This window comes from Bacillus sp. R45 (genome assembly GCF_021729365.1).
GTDB lineage: Bacteria > Bacillota > Bacilli > Bacillales > Bacillaceae > Bacillus > Bacillus velezensis.
This window is the reverse complement of the sequence record NZ_CP091421.1, coordinates 2,065,291-2,080,591: the sequence shown is the minus strand read 5'-3', so window position 1 is coordinate 2,080,591 and position 15,301 is coordinate 2,065,291. Positions and strand designations below refer to the sequence as shown.

Here is a 15,301-nt window from a genome sequence, read left to right as displayed (position 1 = left end):
TTACAGAAAGGTATTTTCTTCAAAAAACTTTCTGAAGGATAAGAATGCGGTTATTCATCTGTTCATACAATGAAGCAAATGGGTTTTCGAGGTGGAAAGATATGGGGAGCTATTTAATCAAACCGGAGCTTGACGCAAATTATCCGTCAGTCAGTCATGGTAAGGGATCATATGTGTATGATCAGGAGGGGAACAAGTATCTGGACGGAGCATCGGGGGCGGTCACTTGCAATATCGGCCACGGCACGGAGGAGATTATACAAGCTTTAAAAGAGCAGCTTGACTCCGTTTCGTTTGTGTATCGCTCGCAATTCACCAGTACTCCGGCAGAAGAACTGGCTTTATTTCTGGCCGATCATCTGCCGGGCGGACTGAATTGGTCATTTTTTGTAAACAGCGGCTCAGAGGCAGTCGAAACAGCGATGAAAATGGCCGTTCAATATTGGCAGGAAAAAGGGCAATACCAAAAATCCGTCTTTCTATCAAGATGGGGAAGTTACCACGGGATTACTTTGGGGGCGCTTTCATTATCAGGGTTCTATGAACGGAGATACCGCTTCACCCAACTGCTTGAACGGTTTCCGGCCGTTTCAGCGCCTAATATGTATCGTTCAGAGTTGCAGGGAGAGGAATTTGTGAAAGCTGCGGCGGCTGAACTGGAAACGGCTGTTCAGCGGATCGGTTCCTCATTTATCGCGGGATTTGTCGCAGAGCCGATTGTCGGAGCAGCCGGGGCGGCCATCACTCCGCCGACAGGTTATTATGAAGCGCTTGAGGTTGTCTGCCGCAGGCACGGTATTTTGTTTATTGCGGATGAAGTCATGACGGGGCTCGGGAGAACAGGACGGATGCTTGCTTCTGAGCATTGGGGGATCGCCCCTGATATCGCGGTGCTCGGAAAAGGATTGGGCGCCGGTTACGCTCCGATTGCGGCAGCTGTTGCGTCTGATGACATCATTGAAACGATCAAGCGGGGCTCCGGGGTCATTATGAGCGGACATACGTACAGTGCCAACCCATACTGTGCAAGGGCGGCGCTTGAAGTGCTTCGCTATGTCAAGAAACACGAGCTGCTTCGGCAGTCAGAGGAAAAAGGCGTAATGCTGAAGCGGAAATTAGAAGAAATCAAAGACCGCAGCGGGGTGATCGGGGATGTCCGCGGTAAAGGCCTCCTGATCGGGGTTGAATTCGTTAAGGATAAAACGACGAAGGACGTTTTTTCGAAAAAACAGGCCTTCACCGAAAAAATCATTAAAGCGGCAAAAAAACGGGGCCTGCTTATTTACCCAGCAAAGCCCGGTATTGACAGCGGAGAAGGAGACGCCGTCATCATCGCCCCGCCGTTCACGATTTCATATGCGGAGCTGGATGAGCTGTCAGATCTATTTTCCCAGTCCGCAGAAGAAGCTGAAAAAATGATGAAGAAGGATTGAGCTGATATGTCTATTTTTCATAAAAAAATCGATATTCATGAAGCAATTGCCGATGTCAAGGACGAATCTGTCATCATGTTCGGCGGTTTTGGGGGAGTGGGTTCACCTCCGTCATTAATCGAAGCGATTTTGGAAAGCGGCGTTAAAGAATTGACCGTCATCTGCAATGATGCCGGATTTCCGGAAATCGGTATCGGCCCGCTTATCGTTCATAAGCGGGTAAAAAGGCTGATCGCTTCCCATATCGGCTCAAATCCTGTCGCAGGCAGACAAATGACTGACGGAGCGCTTGAGGTGGAATTTTCGCCGCAAGGGACGCTTGCTGAACGGATTCGCGCAGGCGGAGCGGGGCTAGGCGGTATTTTAACTGATATCGGCATTGATAACGCAACCGTTTGTGAAAACAAAGAAACCGTAACGATTGACGGAAAGTCCTATTTAGTTGAAAAAGCGCTGACGGCTGATTTCGCTTTTGTGTCTGCACATATTGCTGATGAATTCGGAAATCTGACGTTTGACAAAACGGCGCGCAACATGAACCCTCTGATGGCTGCTGCGGCCGAAAGAACATTTGCTGAGGCGGCAGAGATTGTGCCTGCCGGCGAACTTGACAGCGAGCATATTGTAACGCCGGGCGTTTTCGTGGAGGGTGTCGTGCAAAGTGAAGGAGTGAAGTGGAGATGGGCTTGGGAATAGCGGAAAGAGAGAGTATCGCGAGGCGGGCCGCCAGTGAAATTACCTCAGGTATGATTGTCAACCTGGGGATCGGCATTCCTTCTTTAGTGCCGAACTTTCTGCCGGCCGGCATGGAGGTAATGCTGCAGGCGGAAAACGGCGTCCTCGGGATCGGCGGTAGTCCGGAGCGCGGAGAGGAGGATGAGCTTTTATGCAATGCGGCCGGATTTCCTGTCAGTACAGTTAAGGGTGCTTCCTATTTTGATTCAGCTCTGTCTTTTGCCATGATCAGAAAAGGTCTGATAGATATTACCATTTTAGGCGCGCTCCAAGTCAGCAGGACAGGTGATCTCGCCAATTGGCTCGTGCCGGGGAAAAAGGTGCCCGGAATGGGCGGGGCGATGGAGCTTGCCCAAGGCGCGAAAAAAGTGGTTGTCGTCATGAGCCACACCGATCAGAAAGGCCGGCCGAAGCTGGTCGAAAGCTGTTCATTGCCGCTTACAGCAGCAGGCTGTGCAGATCTCATCATTACAGAGAAAGCCGTCATCAGCATAGATGATGGGGCTTTTGTTCTTGAGGAACTGCTGAATGGCACGACCATAGACGATGTCATTCAAACAACGGATGCCGAAATCAGATTGGGAGAATGTTTTCTTAAAAGGGGGTCTGTCCATGGATCAATTAGAAAAGAAAGTCACTGAGTGGGCGGAAGAAAACACAGCAAAAGCGGTAAGCCTGCTGAAACGGCTGATCGGGGAAAAAAGCACGTTCGGCCATGAATTTAACGCACAGGCAGTCGTTTTAGAAAAACTGAGACAGTTTGACATGGATATTGATGTCTGGGAGCCGAGTGTCAAACAATTGAAAGAGCATCCTTATTTTGTATCGGAACGCGAAGACTTCCATGAAAGCCCGAATATCACAGCCGTAAAGAAAGGGGCCGGGGGCGGAAGATCACTGATACTGAACGGACATATTGATGTTGTCCCGGAAGGAAATCCCGCCGCATGGACGTATGAACCGTTTACAGCTGTTGAAAAGGACGGCAAAGTTTACGGACGCGGTTCAACGGATATGAAAGGCGGCAATACAGCCCTCTTGTTTGCGTTAGAAGCGCTTGAAGCCTGCGGGATTACGTTAAAAGGAGATGTTCTGTTTCAAAGTGTCGTAGATGAAGAGTGCGGCGGCGCGGGAACACTGGCGGCTGTTATGAAGGGCTACAAGGCTGACGGGGCGCTTATTCCCGAACCGACTAATTTAAAGCTGTTTGTTAAGCAGCAAGGGTCCATGTGGTTCCGCATTACGGTAAGAGGATTGTCCGCACACGGCGGCACCCGCTATGAAGGGGTGAGCGCCATTGAAAAAAGCCTGCATGTCATCACAGCCCTTAAAGAGCTTGAACACGTCCGTAACGCCCGTATCAAAGACCCGCTTTATCGGGACGTTCCGATTCCGGTTCCCATTAATATCGGCACCGTCCAAGGGGGAACGTGGCCATCATCGGTAGCTGACCGTGTGGTGATAGAAGGCAGGTGCGGAATAGCGCCGGATGAAACGCCCGAAGCAGTAAAAGAAGAGCTGGCAAGCTGGCTGAAAGATTTGGAGTACCGGGATGAATGGTTTAAACACCACCCCGCGGAAATAGAATGGTTTGGGGCTCAGTGGCTTCCGAATGATCTCCCGGATGAGCATCCGCTGATTTCCGCTCTGGAATCTTCTTTTGAGAAAATGAAAGGGGCAAAACCGGTTCGTGAAGCGTCCCCGTGGGGAACGGACGGAGGGCTTTTGCAGCACGCGGGACAGACGCCGGTCATCGTCTTCGGTCCGGGAGAAGTCAAGGCGGCGCATCAGGCGAATGAATACATTGAAGTCCGGGCGTTAATCGATGCCGTCAAAATCATTTCTCTTTTTATCATGGAATGGTGCGGGGTGGCAGATGGGGGTGACAGCGCTGATAAAGGAACTGAGGGCTGAAAGCGGAGCGGCCGAGATTGATGCAGACCGTTTCAACGAGCGGATCAGGGTCATTCGTTATGACGGACAGCCCGAGGCGCTTATACCGGCCGTTTTGGCAGAAGCAAAGGAAGAGGGAGCCCAAAAGGTGATTTTCTTTGCCAAGCGCGGCGATGAGCCGGAATTTGTCAAGCATCTTTTTATTATTGAGGGTGCCATAGACGGGTATTACAACGGGCATAAGGCTGTTGTGATGGTGCGCTATTTATCAGAGGAACGGAGACGGTCAGATTCATATGTATCAGAAGATTCGGCTGTTGACCGTTTATATGAGACACCGCGGCGGGGAATGACTCAGACAGAAAGCACGCTGATGTTCAGAAAAGCGGACGAAGATGATGCGGACCGTTTAACGCACTTATATAAACATGTTTTTCTTACCTATCCGACTCCTGTTTTTAATCCCCTTTATATTAAAAAAACAATGAAAGAAAACACCATCTATTATGCCGCATTCGATCAGGATCGTCTCATTGGGGCGGCAAGCGCAGATATCAATCCGGTTTTGGGGCACGCAGAAATGACCGATTGCGCGGTTCTGTCAGATTACAGGGGGAACTCCGTAACGGCACACTTGTTTAAAGCGTTGGAGCAGGAACTCGCTGGCCGGGGAATCATTCATCTTTTTTCCTTGGCCCGTGCAGCGTCTTACGGGATGAACGCCGTTTTGTATCATGCGGGATACGGCTACAGAGGCAGGCTTGTGAACAACTGCCGCATTTCAGAAGGGCTCGAAAATATGAATATATGGTGCAAAACTTTACGTTTGGCCATTCATAAGGAGGAATTCGTTTGACAAACAAATGGTTTCAGCCGAAGCGTCACTGGAAGGAGATTGAATTGTGGAAAGATGTGCCGGAAGAAAAGTGGAATGATTGGCTGTGGCAGCTCACCCATACTGTAAGAACCGTCGATGACCTGAAAAAAGTCATTCATTTGACCGAAGAGGAAGAAGAAGGCGTCAGGATGTCTGTAAAAACCATTCCCCTGAACATTACGCCTTATTATGCTTCTTTAATGGATCCCGATAACCCGAGATGTCCGATCCGCATGCAGTCCGTGCCGCTGTCAGAAGAAATGCACAAAACGAAATATGACCTTGAAGATCCGCTGTTTGAAGATGAAGATTCACCGGTTCCCGGTCTTACGCACCGCTATCCTGACCGCGTTCTTTTTCTGGTGACAAATCAATGCTCGATGTATTGCCGATACTGCACCAGAAGGCGTTTTTCCGGACAGATCGGAATGGGGGTGCCGAAAAAACAGCTCGATGCGGCAATCGCTTACATCCGGGAAACGCCGGAAATCCGTGACTGCCTGATTTCCGGCGGAGACGGGCTTTTAATCAACGATCAGATTCTGGAATATATTTTGAAAAACCTGCGTGACATTCCCCACCTTGAAATTATTAGGATCGGAACGAGAGCGCCCGTCGTATTTCCGCAGCGGATAACGGATAACCTTTGTCAGATTTTGAAAAAATATCATCCGGTCTGGCTGAACACTCATTTTAATACGAGCATCGAACTGACGGAAGAATCGGTTGCGGCGTGTGAAAAGCTCGTTAACGCAGGTGTTCCGGTCGGTAACCAGGCTGTTATTTTAGCAGGCATTAACGATTCGGTGCCGATTATGAAAAAACTCATGCATGATTTAGTGAAAATCCGCGTGCGTCCGTACTATATTTATCAATGTGATTTGTCAGAGGGAATCGGCCATTTCAGAGCGCCTGTGTCAAAAGGATTGGAAATCATTGAAGGACTGAGAGGCCACACAACAGGCTTTGCCGTGCCGACCTTTGTCGTCGACGCCCCGGGCGGAGGCGGTAAAATCGCCCTGCAGCCGAACTACTTGCTCTCCCAAAGTCCGGAGAAAGTTGTGATCAGAAACTTCGAAGGGGTGATTACATCTTATCCCGAGCCGGAAAACTATATCCCGAATCAAGCTGACGACTATTTTGAATCTGTTTTTCCGGGAACAATGGCCAAACGCGAGCCTGTCGGACTGAGCGCCATTTTCGCGGACAAAGAGGTTTCGTTCACACCGGAAAATGTATCGAGGATCGCCAGAAGGAAAACGTTTACATCAAACCCTGATCATGAAACGCTGAAAGACCGCAGGGAAAAGAGAGATGAATTAAAAGAAAAGAAATTTATTGCACAGCAAAAGAAAGAGCAAAAAGCAGGATCGGAAGTCGGAGGTGAATCGCCGTGAAGCCATGCGAGTGGTGCGGCAATCAGAGGGCGTCAGCTTGTCAGGCGGCTGTGTACTGGGAGCTTCCTGACGGTACGAGAGCCATAGAAATTACAGAAACACCCGCATTCGCCTGCTCCTCCTGCGGCATGACGTATCAGGAGGAAGCGGTCATAGCGGAAATCGAAAATCAGCTTTTTTTAGTCGATGCAAAAAAATTACCGGAAACACTCACATATCAAGAGCTGATGGGGACAGAACGGATCTTGAAACGGAATTATTTTGACTTCTCCTAGTCTTCTTTTGTTGTAATTTCACACTTGAATTGTATAATAGTACAACAAAAGACAGTCATCAGGAGGGGAAACCCATGAAATCCTTTTATCACTATTTGATGAAATACAGGCATCCCAAACCGCAGGACGCAATCAGCCGGTTTGCGAATCAGGCATACGAAGATCACGGCTTTCCGAAAACGTCAAGCGATTATCACGAGCTCAGTTCTTATTTAGAACTGAGCGCCGACTATTTAGAAACGATGGCGACATTTGATGAAGCTTGGGAAAAATATGAGACCGAGGTGCATCACGCCTGACGAAAAACCGCACATTGTGCGGTTTTTTTCTGTTGAAATCAATCGCTTATGAGGTGCCGTATGATCAAATCCCGCAATGCCTTTCGTTTTGATCAGGCGTAAACAAATCTTCCTGACGGCACGGATCATAAGGCAGCAGAATGTATAGCCGCAGAGTTCACCGGATCAGACCTGCTGCCGGCGGGGTCCCGTGTAAGGAGCCTCTTTTCACGGAGAAATAGTCAAACATTTAAATGAAGTGAGAGGAATCAAATGATCTATGGTGAGGCACTGACGTTTGGACGGAAAGGGAATTTTTTGTGACAAGGTTGAAGCGGATTGAAGTTGTGGCTTCATTGAAAGCCGAAACGAGTTTGGTTCTTCATGATAAACAAGCCATTACGAATATGCAGCCGGAATTGGATCTCCATACACCTTCGATGATGTGTTTCACGGCAAATCTTGAACATCACGGCGGTGATATTGTCAACATGCCTTCGGGCCGGGTATTTACCTTTGCGTCACGGAGAAATAAACAAAAACTCATTCAAAAACAGGCGCTTTTTGTCTCGTCATTGTTACTGCTCATTCGATCGAGAGCGCAATGCCATCAGACGCTTCTGTTACGGTAAGTGAAAAAACGCACAAGCATGTTGGGGTTTTTGACATTTTGAACAGGTGCAGAAATAGATATTTCCTGTGGTTTTCATGCCCATGCGAAATTATGGCGGCCGGCATACGATAGCGTATGACAGTCCGCGGCAAGGGGGAGACAGCATGAAGCCAGATAAACCGAAATTTCAAGTGGGAGACATCGTGGTCGTCGTGATGTACGGAACCGTCGGCACCATTACGAAGGTTCATCAAATTGATAAACATTATCTTTATGAAGTCAATCATAATGAAGTGCTTTATTTTGAATCGTCCATCCAGCTTTATAAAGATTATGAGGGCGTGATCGTCGATATGGAAAAATTAGATATTGAATATGAATTTCTGATCGGCGACGTCGTATATGTAAAGGACTACGGAAAGGAATTATTCCGAGTTATCGGTCACAGAACTGAAATATGGAGATATTTAGAGGATGGCTGGGAGGATATTATTTATGAGCTGACTCGGCTGAAAGACGGAGAGTGGCTTGAAACGGAGGAAGAGGATCTCACGCTGGTTCTGAGAAAATATGAAATGGATCAGTTTGTGCATCAGCTGCTGTTTGTCCACTATGTTGGGGAAGCATCTCATGAGATCGGCGAGGATACCGTCGCGTCTGCTCTTCTTCAGTTTGAAGGCGATGCTGATGATCCCGATGCCCTGCATGTGCTGGCGGTATCGATTGTAGATGAGCTGCTTGATATTTATAACGATTATAAGATTCTTTATCATTTGTTCGGTGACGAAGAATATAAAGATATGATGAATTTTGTGCTGGAAAGCCTGCGGGAGCATTTCAGCTAGCCGGCAAAAAAACGGACGGTGACATATAAAAACCAGGGCAGACAGCCGGCAAAGATGACAAACGACATTCCTTTCAGCACTTTTTCCAATACGATATCAAATCCATCTCCGTCCAATAAAGCCATCATTTTCGTCATTATCTTTTCTCCCTCCGGGGCTTGTTTTTTTAAAAGTATATGAGCGGACAAAACGTTTAGAACTTTCGGGTATAATTTGAACGGTTTTTTCATAAAACATAAAAAAGGAGGCGGTGTTTGCATGAAAGAAATAGATCTTGTGATTGACACAGAAGAAATAGCTGATTATTTTTACAGTCAGCTTGCTATGCGCGGGTACATACCGAGTGAAGAGGAAATCTTCGAAATAGCCGACATCACCTTTGATTATTTATTAGAAAAATGTATGATAGACGAAGAGCTTGATGAAGACTGAAACTGCGGAACCGAAGTGAAAAAGCTTCGGTTTTTTCAATCAGCTCGGGAGAATGAAACATGGGGGGAAAACGTTGTACAAGCCAGCAAGTCTTTTCACATTGTTTATTCTGCTCGCAGCAGCGATCCGGATAGAAGCCGTCCGGGCTTTTGATGAGCGTGTGATAGAAGCGGCTGTCAGGATCAGGTCTGTCTGGCTGAATGAATTGATGTTATGGATAACGGAGCTCGGCACGACCGCGGTGCTTTTGCCGCTTCTTCTTTTGACAGGCGCAGCTCTGTATATGTACAAAAAAACGCCGGATGTTGTTTTTTTGCCGCTTCTCTTTCTCATTGAACGGATTGTAAACATAAAAATAAAAGAATTGATTGAAAGAGCCAGACCCGCTTTTGAACCGCTCGTCCATGAAACCTCATACAGTTTTCCGAGCGGCCACTCCATGAATTCGGCAGTGATGTATCCCGTCATCGCTTACTTTTTGATCAAGCATGTTCCGTTTTTCACGAAAAGAAAGAGGGCCCTCACCGTCTTTACCGGAGTTCTCGTCATTCTGATCGGATTCAGCAGAATTTATTTGGGCGCGCATTTTCCGACGGATGTCCTTGCCGGATTCAGTCTCGGACTTTGCCTCGTTTCGCTTTTTGCGCTCTTTGACGAAAAGTATCATCCGTTTCGACAAAAATAGAGACAGGAAAAATGAGAAAAAACGCTAATACTATTAAGAAATAAGAGGGAGGGATCTTGATGCTGTTATCGCTGCCCGTGTTTAAAAAAAAGACTTGTGCCTATGATGTGACGATTTTTCAAACACCCCGCTACGGCGAGAAAAAGGGATACAGGGTCGTCTATCGGACAGAGCTGGCCGCTGACAATCATCAAGACGCACTGGAAAGGGCATTTTCTGTTTTTAATGTGCCTGATACGGTCCCAAACGACTATCAAGCCAGATTCATAGCGACCGGAGACGTCATACTCATAGACGAAGGAAGAAAAGGAAAGACCTATTACAGGCTTAACCCTGCGGGATGGAGTAAAATTAACCGGCTGCTCGTCCAGCCGAGGTAAGACGGAGCCGGCTGAAGATTCAGCCGGCTTCCGTATTGTCTGGGAAAGACAGTGTTAAGGCTTCCGTTTAGCGGCGGAATGCTCTTTTCCATGCGCTTCATCAGCTGCAATGACGTCTGAAACGGGCACGTGATTGTTCTTTTTCTGGCCGGTCACCCGGTTGCGCTGTTTTTTGCCCATTATGTTCACTCCTTTTTCTTTAGGCTTGTCATCCTGTATATTCTGCCCAAGATTGCCCTGATCAATGCTGATGATTGTCTCTTACCGTTATTCAGTGTACAATGGGTGGGAGTTTGAATAGGCAGGAGGAAAAGGAAATGAGTGTACATATAAACGCAGAAAAAGGCCAAATTGCGGATACAGTGCTTTTGCCGGGAGATCCGCTCCGAGCGAAATTTATTGCGGAAACGTATCTTGAAAATGTGGAATGCTATAATGAAGTCAGAGGAATGTACGGTTTTACGGGTACATATAACGGCAAAAAAGTATCAGTTCAAGGCACCGGCATGGGTGTTCCGTCTATCTCTATTTATGTGAATGAACTGATTCAAAGCTATGATGTTCAAAACTTAATCAGAGTCGGCTCATGCGGAGCCATCCGTAATGACGTGAAGGTGCGTGACGTGATTTTGGCTATGACGTCTTCAACGGATTCACAGATGAACCGTGTCGCCTTCGGCAGTGTAGATTATGCTCCTTGCGCAGACTTCGAACTGCTTCATAAAGCGTACCAGGAAGCGCAAAAAAACAATCTTCCCGTAGCGGTCGGAAGCGTATTCACCGCCGATCAGTTTTACAATGAAGACTCCCAAATCGAAAAGCTTGCCAGATACGGCGTCCTCGGCGTAGAGATGGAAACGACTGCTTTATATACGCTTGCCGCTAAATACGGCAAAAAAGCGCTGTCTATCCTGACTGTAAGCGATCACGTATTAACAGGAGAAGAAACAACGGCAGAAGAGCGTCAAACGACTTTTCATGATATGATTAAACTGGCGCTGCATACTGTATCGTAAACTTGAGATGAGGGTTATGCTGATTAAAGCAGCCCTCTTCTTTATGCATCGCCCTGATTCAAAAAAAGAAAGGTAAGGGTAAAATGAAGAAATCCACTAAATGGTTCTCGCTCGCTGCCGCTCTCAGCGTAACCGCAATCGTGGGCACCGGCTGCAGCATTTCAGGCGGCGACAGCCATAAGGACACAAAAACAGCAGCTGAAACAAAACAATCAGATGACACATCAAGCAAAAAAACAACGAAGACAGAAAACAGTGATTTTGTATTAGAGAGCAAATATTTTAATGATATTAAAGAAGTGAACGGGCTTGAGACCATTCAAAACCCGACAAATACACTTGCGCTCGTAAATAAGACATATACGCTGCCGGGAGATTATAAACCGAATGATCTCGTAATCCCGAAAGTCGAATTTTCTTTTACTGAGAAAATCGAGAAACGATATATCCGCAAACCGGCCGCCGATGCTTTGGCGGAACTATTCAGCGCCGGGAAAAAAGAAGGTTATGACCTGGTTGCCGTTTCAGGATACCGTTCTTATGACAGACAGAAAGTTATTTTCGATAATGAAGTCAGTCTGAAAGGTGAAAAAAAGGCGAAAGAAGCCGTCGCATATCCGGGGCAAAGCGAACACCAGACGGGGCTTGCCATGGACATTTCCAGCAAAAGCAACGGATATGAGCTGAATGAGGCGTTCGGAAACACGGCGGACGGCAAATGGGTGAAAGACCATGCGTATGAATACGGCTTTATCATCCGCTATCCTAAAGGCAAAGAAAATGTTACAAAGTATGAGTATGAACCATGGCATTTACGCTATGTAGGCAAAAAAGCGGCAAAAGCCATCCATGACCATCAATTAACGCTTGAAGAATATTTTAATGAAGTAAAGAAAGTGTAATGAGAAGAAGCCCGCTTGAAAAATAGAAAGCGGGCTTTCTTTATTACCAGAAGAGCAGACCTCCAAGCGCAAATCCGGTAATGAAACCAAGGCCGATACCGTAGGCTGCTCCCCAGCCTCCCCAGCCTCCTCCCCAATAACCGAATCCGTACCCTCTGTGACGGCCGCCGACAGGGGTGATATACACTTTGCTGTTAGTCACCCGTACGATTCTTCCGACGTGGACTCTGCCGTTTCGTTCTGTAATTCTTGCTACTTTTCCTTGGTGCTGCCGGCAAAGATGATAATAGTTTTGCATCTTTTCTCCTCCTATCCAACCTATCTTTCTATGTCAGCTTATGATAGAGTGCGGTAAAAAGGTTGGACGAAAACAGGAGGACAATTGCCGTTTTACTTGTAAGCGACAAAAGCGCAGTGTCCCATATATTCACGGTACGTCTGCATAAGCTCATAATGAGCCGACAGCGTATCGTAGTGAACCGGCTGAATAACGGGCGATAAATCCATTTCTGTAGTCGGCTCCTGCGCATTGTTTTCACAGACAGCGGGAATGAAATCCGCTTTCTGAAAGCCTTGCTGAAGCAATCTCTGTTTCCATGCGGTTTCATCCTGCAATACGGTAAAACCGTAGAAGTCTTTTATCTGCGTGATGGCGTTTTCCGGCATGGGCTTTTGTAAAGCAGCTTCAATGCCGATCAGCATGCCCCCGGGTTTAAGGACCCGCAGGATTTCAGACAGCGATGAATCAAGATTTGAAAAGGTGAGAACTGATTCGGAAAGAACGGCGGAAAATTGATTTTCAGCAAACGGAAGCCGCTCAAGCTCCGCTAAATAGCCCGGAATGGTTAAGCCTTCAGCGGCAAATCGTTTTGCTGCTTTTTCAAGCATAAGGGGATCCTTATCCACACAGGTGACGGGATACAGCAGGTGGCCGAGATAAGCGGCCGTCTGTCCCGTTCCGCAGCCGGCGTCAAGAATCGGTTCGCCAGGAGGAGGAGCCGCTTTTGTGAGAACGGCTTTGGAAAAAGCGAGCCCGCCGGGGTGAGCCCCTCCGACTCCGAATAAGGACAGCATTTCTAAATATTTGCTCAAAGGCCGAATCCTCCTTTTTTCCTCAGCATATGTTGAGAGAAAAGCATAGGTTTGGGTAAACGGGAAAGAAGGGCGCCTCACGTTTGAAGTTGACGAATGAGCGTTCGTCTATGATAATAATGTAAGAATAAAAAGGTGGTGTTTTCTTGAAGCGGCAATTTAAACTGTTTTTTATTATATTGATCACTGCGGTCGCAGCCTCGGCGCTTACGCTGTTTATCACGGGCAATACGACCATTTTCGGACAAGGCTCGGCTGCTTTGACGAACAGCAAATTTGAGAAATTCAATAAAGCCTATGAGCAGATTAAAAGTGATTACTATCAAAAAACAGATGACAGCAAATTAGTAGACGGAGCGATAAAAGGCATGATCAGTTCTCTGGATGATCCGTATTCTTCTTATATGGATCCTCAGGAAGGAAAGTCGTTTGAAGAAACAATTTCCGCTTCGTTTGAAGGCATCGGCGCACAAGTGGAAGAAAAGGACGGCAGCATCCTGATCGTATCGCCGATTAAAGGGTCACCCGCGGAAAAAGCGGGGGTTAAACCGAATGACCAGATCTTGAAGGTCAACGGCAAAAGCGTTAAAGGCCTTAATGTAAACGAAGCCGTCGCATTAATCCGCGGCAAAAAGGGAACAAACGTCAAGCTTGTGCTGCACAGAGCGGGTGTCGGCGATCTGAACCTGTCGATCAAACGTGACACCATCCCGGTTGAAACGGTGTACTCTGAAATGAAAAAAGGAGACATCGGCGAAATCCAAATCACATCCTTCTCCGAATCGACGGCAAAAGAGCTGAATTCAGCCATTGACAGCCTCGAAAAACAAGGAGCGAAAGGATACATTCTCGATTTAAGGGGCAACCCGGGCGGCCTGATGGATGAAGCCATCAAAATGAGCAACATGTTTATCGATAAAGGGAAAAATATCATGCAGGTCGAATACAAAGACGGCACGAAAGAAGTCATGAAAGCGACGAAAGAGCGCAAAGTGACAAAACCGACAGTCGTCCTCGTCAATGACGGCACCGCGAGCGCCGCGGAAATCATGTCGGCTGCGCTGCATGAATCATCCGGAATTCCGCTGATCGGCGAGAAAACGTTCGGAAAAGGAACCGTGCAGACGGCAAAAGATTACAGCGACGGTTCTACCGTTAAACTGACAATCGCAAAATGGCTGACAGCGGACGGAGAGTGGATTCATAAAAAAGGCATCAAACCGCAATATCAGGTTAAGCTTCCTGAATATGCGAACCTGCCGTATTTAGATGCGAAAAAAACATACAAATACGGGGATTCCGGAACGACCGTCACCAATGCGCAAAAAATGCTGAAAGCGCTGGGGTACAGCGTGAATGTAAACGGCACGTATGATAAAGCATTTGAACAAGCAGTCAAACAATTCCAAGCAAAAGAGAAGCTGAAACAAACAGGTATTTTAACGGGAGACACAACGGCAAAACTGATGACGGATCTGCAAAAACAGCTTGCGGACAACGATACACAAATGAAAAAAGCCGTTAAAACATTAAATAAGAATATGAAATAGTAAAAACACCCGATGCGTCGCTCGCGCATGGGGTGTTTTTTGTTTGCGAAAAGCCCGTCTTATGTCGTTTCCTGTTCAAAAAGGTGGCTGTTCGCCTGAATGAAAAACTGTGATTGCTCATAGTGATAGGTGACTTTTGAGAAATCAAACGGCTGGCCGTTGGTTAAATGAAAAATCGTTTCAACGCAAAGCTTAGGCGCTCCTGTAAACAGACCTAAGTACTCCGCTTCTTCCTCATTTAACATCCCCGCGTACAGATATAAATCTGAAAAACCGCGCTTTAACCCGAGACCTTCTCTAATATAATCAAATATTGATTCTGCCACGATCTCTTTATTCAAATACGTAATAATGGATTTGTTGTAAAATGACTCTTCGATACACAATGTCAGCCCGTCAATATATCGGATTCGCTTGACATAATACACGTCGCCGTCAGGCGGCATATTCAGATTTTGGGCAGCCTCAGGCGTGGGTTTTCTCACTTCCAGCGCTAATAATTTGGAAGTGACATTAAAATCTTCAAGTGATTCTTTAAATCCCTGATTAGAAAGCAGACTGATATACCCTTTTCTTTTATTCCGTCTGACAAAAATGCCGCTTCCCCTCACTTGAAACACAATCCCCTTTTTTTCTAATAAATCTAAGGACTTGGTAATCGTGCTTTTGCTCACGTTAAACCGGGTCATTAAGGTTTGCAGCACAGGCAGTTTATCCCCTTGCTGCAGCTGATGTTCTTCTATGTATTTTTCAATATCTATCGCGATTTGCTGGTATTTTAACATATCCATTCCTCATTCATTTATTGTCCCGCTTCTTTCAGAATTATAGCATAATCGTTTTTAAAAGCCATTTCGTAAATTAACTATAATTGTTTATGTATTGATAAATTATACCG

21 protein-coding genes are annotated in these 15,301 nt (G+C 46.8%); 16 read left to right on the top strand and 5 right to left on the bottom strand.

All coding sequences use genetic code 11. The features are described 5' to 3' along the window. Positions 1-101: 101 nt before the first annotated feature. From L3V45_RS09970 to L3V45_RS09925, 10 genes are all read left to right on the top strand, one after another. The gene (locus L3V45_RS09970; protein WP_069013340.1) at positions 102-1,433 is read left to right on the top strand and encodes an aspartate aminotransferase family protein; all 1,332 of its coding nucleotides are present in this window, start codon (positions 102-104) and stop codon (positions 1,431-1,433) included. 6 nt (positions 1,434-1,439) lie between these two features. Beyond that, the gene (locus L3V45_RS09965) at positions 1,440-2,129 is read left to right on the top strand and encodes a CoA transferase subunit A (RefSeq protein ID WP_003153673.1); all 690 of its coding nucleotides are present in this window, start codon (positions 1,440-1,442) and stop codon (positions 2,127-2,129) included. Continuing rightward, positions 2,114-2,809, top strand: a complete 696-nt coding sequence (locus L3V45_RS09960; RefSeq protein ID WP_007612023.1) for a 3-oxoacid CoA-transferase subunit B — start codon at positions 2,114-2,116, stop codon at positions 2,807-2,809. Before L3V45_RS09965 ends, L3V45_RS09960 begins: the two co-directional genes overlap by 16 nt. After that, on the top strand, positions 2,781-4,082 hold the full coding sequence (locus L3V45_RS09955; protein ID WP_014305223.1) for a peptidase: 1,302 nt from the start codon (positions 2,781-2,783) through the stop codon (positions 4,080-4,082). The genes L3V45_RS09960 and L3V45_RS09955 overlap by 29 nt, the downstream gene beginning before the upstream one ends. Beyond that, positions 4,045-4,917: a putative beta-lysine N-acetyltransferase gene (ablB, locus tag L3V45_RS09950; protein ID WP_014305222.1), complete on the top strand. Its 873-nt coding sequence runs from the start codon at positions 4,045-4,047 to the stop codon at positions 4,915-4,917. Before L3V45_RS09955 ends, ablB begins: the two co-directional genes overlap by 38 nt. Continuing rightward, entirely contained in the window at positions 4,914-6,335 is a 1,422-nt protein-coding gene (ablA, locus tag L3V45_RS09945) for a lysine 2,3-aminomutase (RefSeq protein ID WP_025852459.1), read from the top strand. Before ablB ends, ablA begins: the two co-directional genes overlap by 4 nt. Next, complete coding sequence (locus L3V45_RS09940; protein ID WP_003153681.1) at positions 6,332-6,610, top strand: YokU family protein; 279 nt, start codon at positions 6,332-6,334, stop codon at positions 6,608-6,610. Before ablA ends, L3V45_RS09940 begins: the two co-directional genes overlap by 4 nt. 74 nt (positions 6,611-6,684) lie before the next feature. Beyond that, a complete protein-coding gene (locus L3V45_RS09935; protein ID WP_003153684.1) occupies positions 6,685-6,909 on the top strand; it encodes a YozE family protein in 225 nt (74 codons plus the stop codon). A gap of 299 nt (positions 6,910-7,208) precedes the next feature. Beyond that, entirely contained in the window at positions 7,209-7,520 is a 312-nt protein-coding gene (locus L3V45_RS09930; RefSeq protein ID WP_224979371.1) for a VOC family protein, read from the top strand. 145 nt (positions 7,521-7,665) lie between these two features. Continuing rightward, positions 7,666-8,346: a hypothetical protein gene (locus tag L3V45_RS09925; protein ID WP_003153690.1), complete on the top strand. Its 681-nt coding sequence runs from the start codon at positions 7,666-7,668 to the stop codon at positions 8,344-8,346. Here L3V45_RS09925 and L3V45_RS09920 read toward each other — a convergent pair. Further along, positions 8,343-8,486, bottom strand: coding sequence for a hypothetical protein (locus tag L3V45_RS09920; RefSeq protein ID WP_012117771.1), 144 nt, complete (start codon positions 8,484-8,486; stop codon positions 8,343-8,345). The genes L3V45_RS09925 and L3V45_RS09920 overlap by 4 nt on opposite strands. 118 nt (positions 8,487-8,604) lie before the next feature. Here L3V45_RS09920 and L3V45_RS09915 point away from each other — a divergent pair, with 118 nt between their 5' ends. From L3V45_RS09915 to L3V45_RS09905, 3 genes are all read left to right on the top strand, one after another. Further along, positions 8,605-8,778 (top strand): YozD family protein, encoded by a 174-nt coding sequence (locus L3V45_RS09915; protein ID WP_003153696.1) that lies wholly within the window; start codon positions 8,605-8,607, stop codon positions 8,776-8,778. Between the two features lie 73 nt (positions 8,779-8,851). Then, positions 8,852-9,463, top strand: a complete 612-nt coding sequence (locus L3V45_RS09910) for a phosphatase PAP2 family protein (protein ID WP_024085485.1) — start codon at positions 8,852-8,854, stop codon at positions 9,461-9,463. A gap of 59 nt (positions 9,464-9,522) precedes the next feature. Then, positions 9,523-9,843 carry a YodL domain-containing protein gene (locus L3V45_RS09905; protein ID WP_003153700.1) on the top strand — a complete coding sequence of 107 codons (321 nt, stop codon included), beginning with the start codon at positions 9,523-9,525 and terminating at the stop codon, positions 9,841-9,843. A 54-nt stretch (positions 9,844-9,897) separates the two neighbouring features. Here the strand turns inward: L3V45_RS09905 and L3V45_RS09900 are convergent, their stop codons facing one another. Beyond that, a complete protein-coding gene (locus L3V45_RS09900; RefSeq protein ID WP_003153701.1) occupies positions 9,898-10,023 on the bottom strand; it encodes a hypothetical protein in 126 nt (41 codons plus the stop codon). Between the two features lie 137 nt (positions 10,024-10,160). Here L3V45_RS09900 and deoD point away from each other — a divergent pair, with 137 nt between their 5' ends. After that, entirely contained in the window at positions 10,161-10,859 is a 699-nt protein-coding gene (gene deoD / locus L3V45_RS09895) for a purine-nucleoside phosphorylase (RefSeq protein WP_003153702.1), read from the top strand. A gap of 83 nt (positions 10,860-10,942) precedes the next feature. After that, positions 10,943-11,761 (top strand): M15 family metallopeptidase, encoded by an 819-nt coding sequence (locus L3V45_RS09890; RefSeq protein WP_003153703.1) that lies wholly within the window; start codon positions 10,943-10,945, stop codon positions 11,759-11,761. Between the two features lie 43 nt (positions 11,762-11,804). On the opposite strand, the gene L3V45_RS09885 is transcribed toward L3V45_RS09890, so the two are convergent. Both L3V45_RS09885 and L3V45_RS09880 read right to left on the bottom strand, forming a co-directional pair. Then, positions 11,805-12,059 carry a hypothetical protein gene (locus L3V45_RS09885; protein WP_003153704.1) on the bottom strand — a complete coding sequence of 85 codons (255 nt, stop codon included), beginning with the start codon at positions 12,057-12,059 and terminating at the stop codon, positions 11,805-11,807. A gap of 92 nt (positions 12,060-12,151) precedes the next feature. After that, a complete protein-coding gene (locus L3V45_RS09880) occupies positions 12,152-12,853 on the bottom strand; it encodes a class I SAM-dependent methyltransferase (protein WP_014305215.1) in 702 nt (233 codons plus the stop codon). Between the two features lie 146 nt (positions 12,854-12,999). Between L3V45_RS09880 and ctpA the strand changes: the two genes are divergently transcribed. Further along, positions 13,000-14,403: a carboxy-terminal processing protease CtpA gene (gene ctpA, locus L3V45_RS09875; RefSeq protein ID WP_088037347.1), complete on the top strand. Its 1,404-nt coding sequence runs from the start codon at positions 13,000-13,002 to the stop codon at positions 14,401-14,403. 59 nt (positions 14,404-14,462) lie between these two features. Here ctpA and L3V45_RS09870 read toward each other — a convergent pair whose 3' ends face one another. Further along, positions 14,463-15,188, bottom strand: coding sequence for a GntR family transcriptional regulator (locus tag L3V45_RS09870; RefSeq protein ID WP_015417645.1), 726 nt, complete (start codon positions 15,186-15,188; stop codon positions 14,463-14,465). Positions 15,189-15,301: the final 113 nt, after the last annotated feature.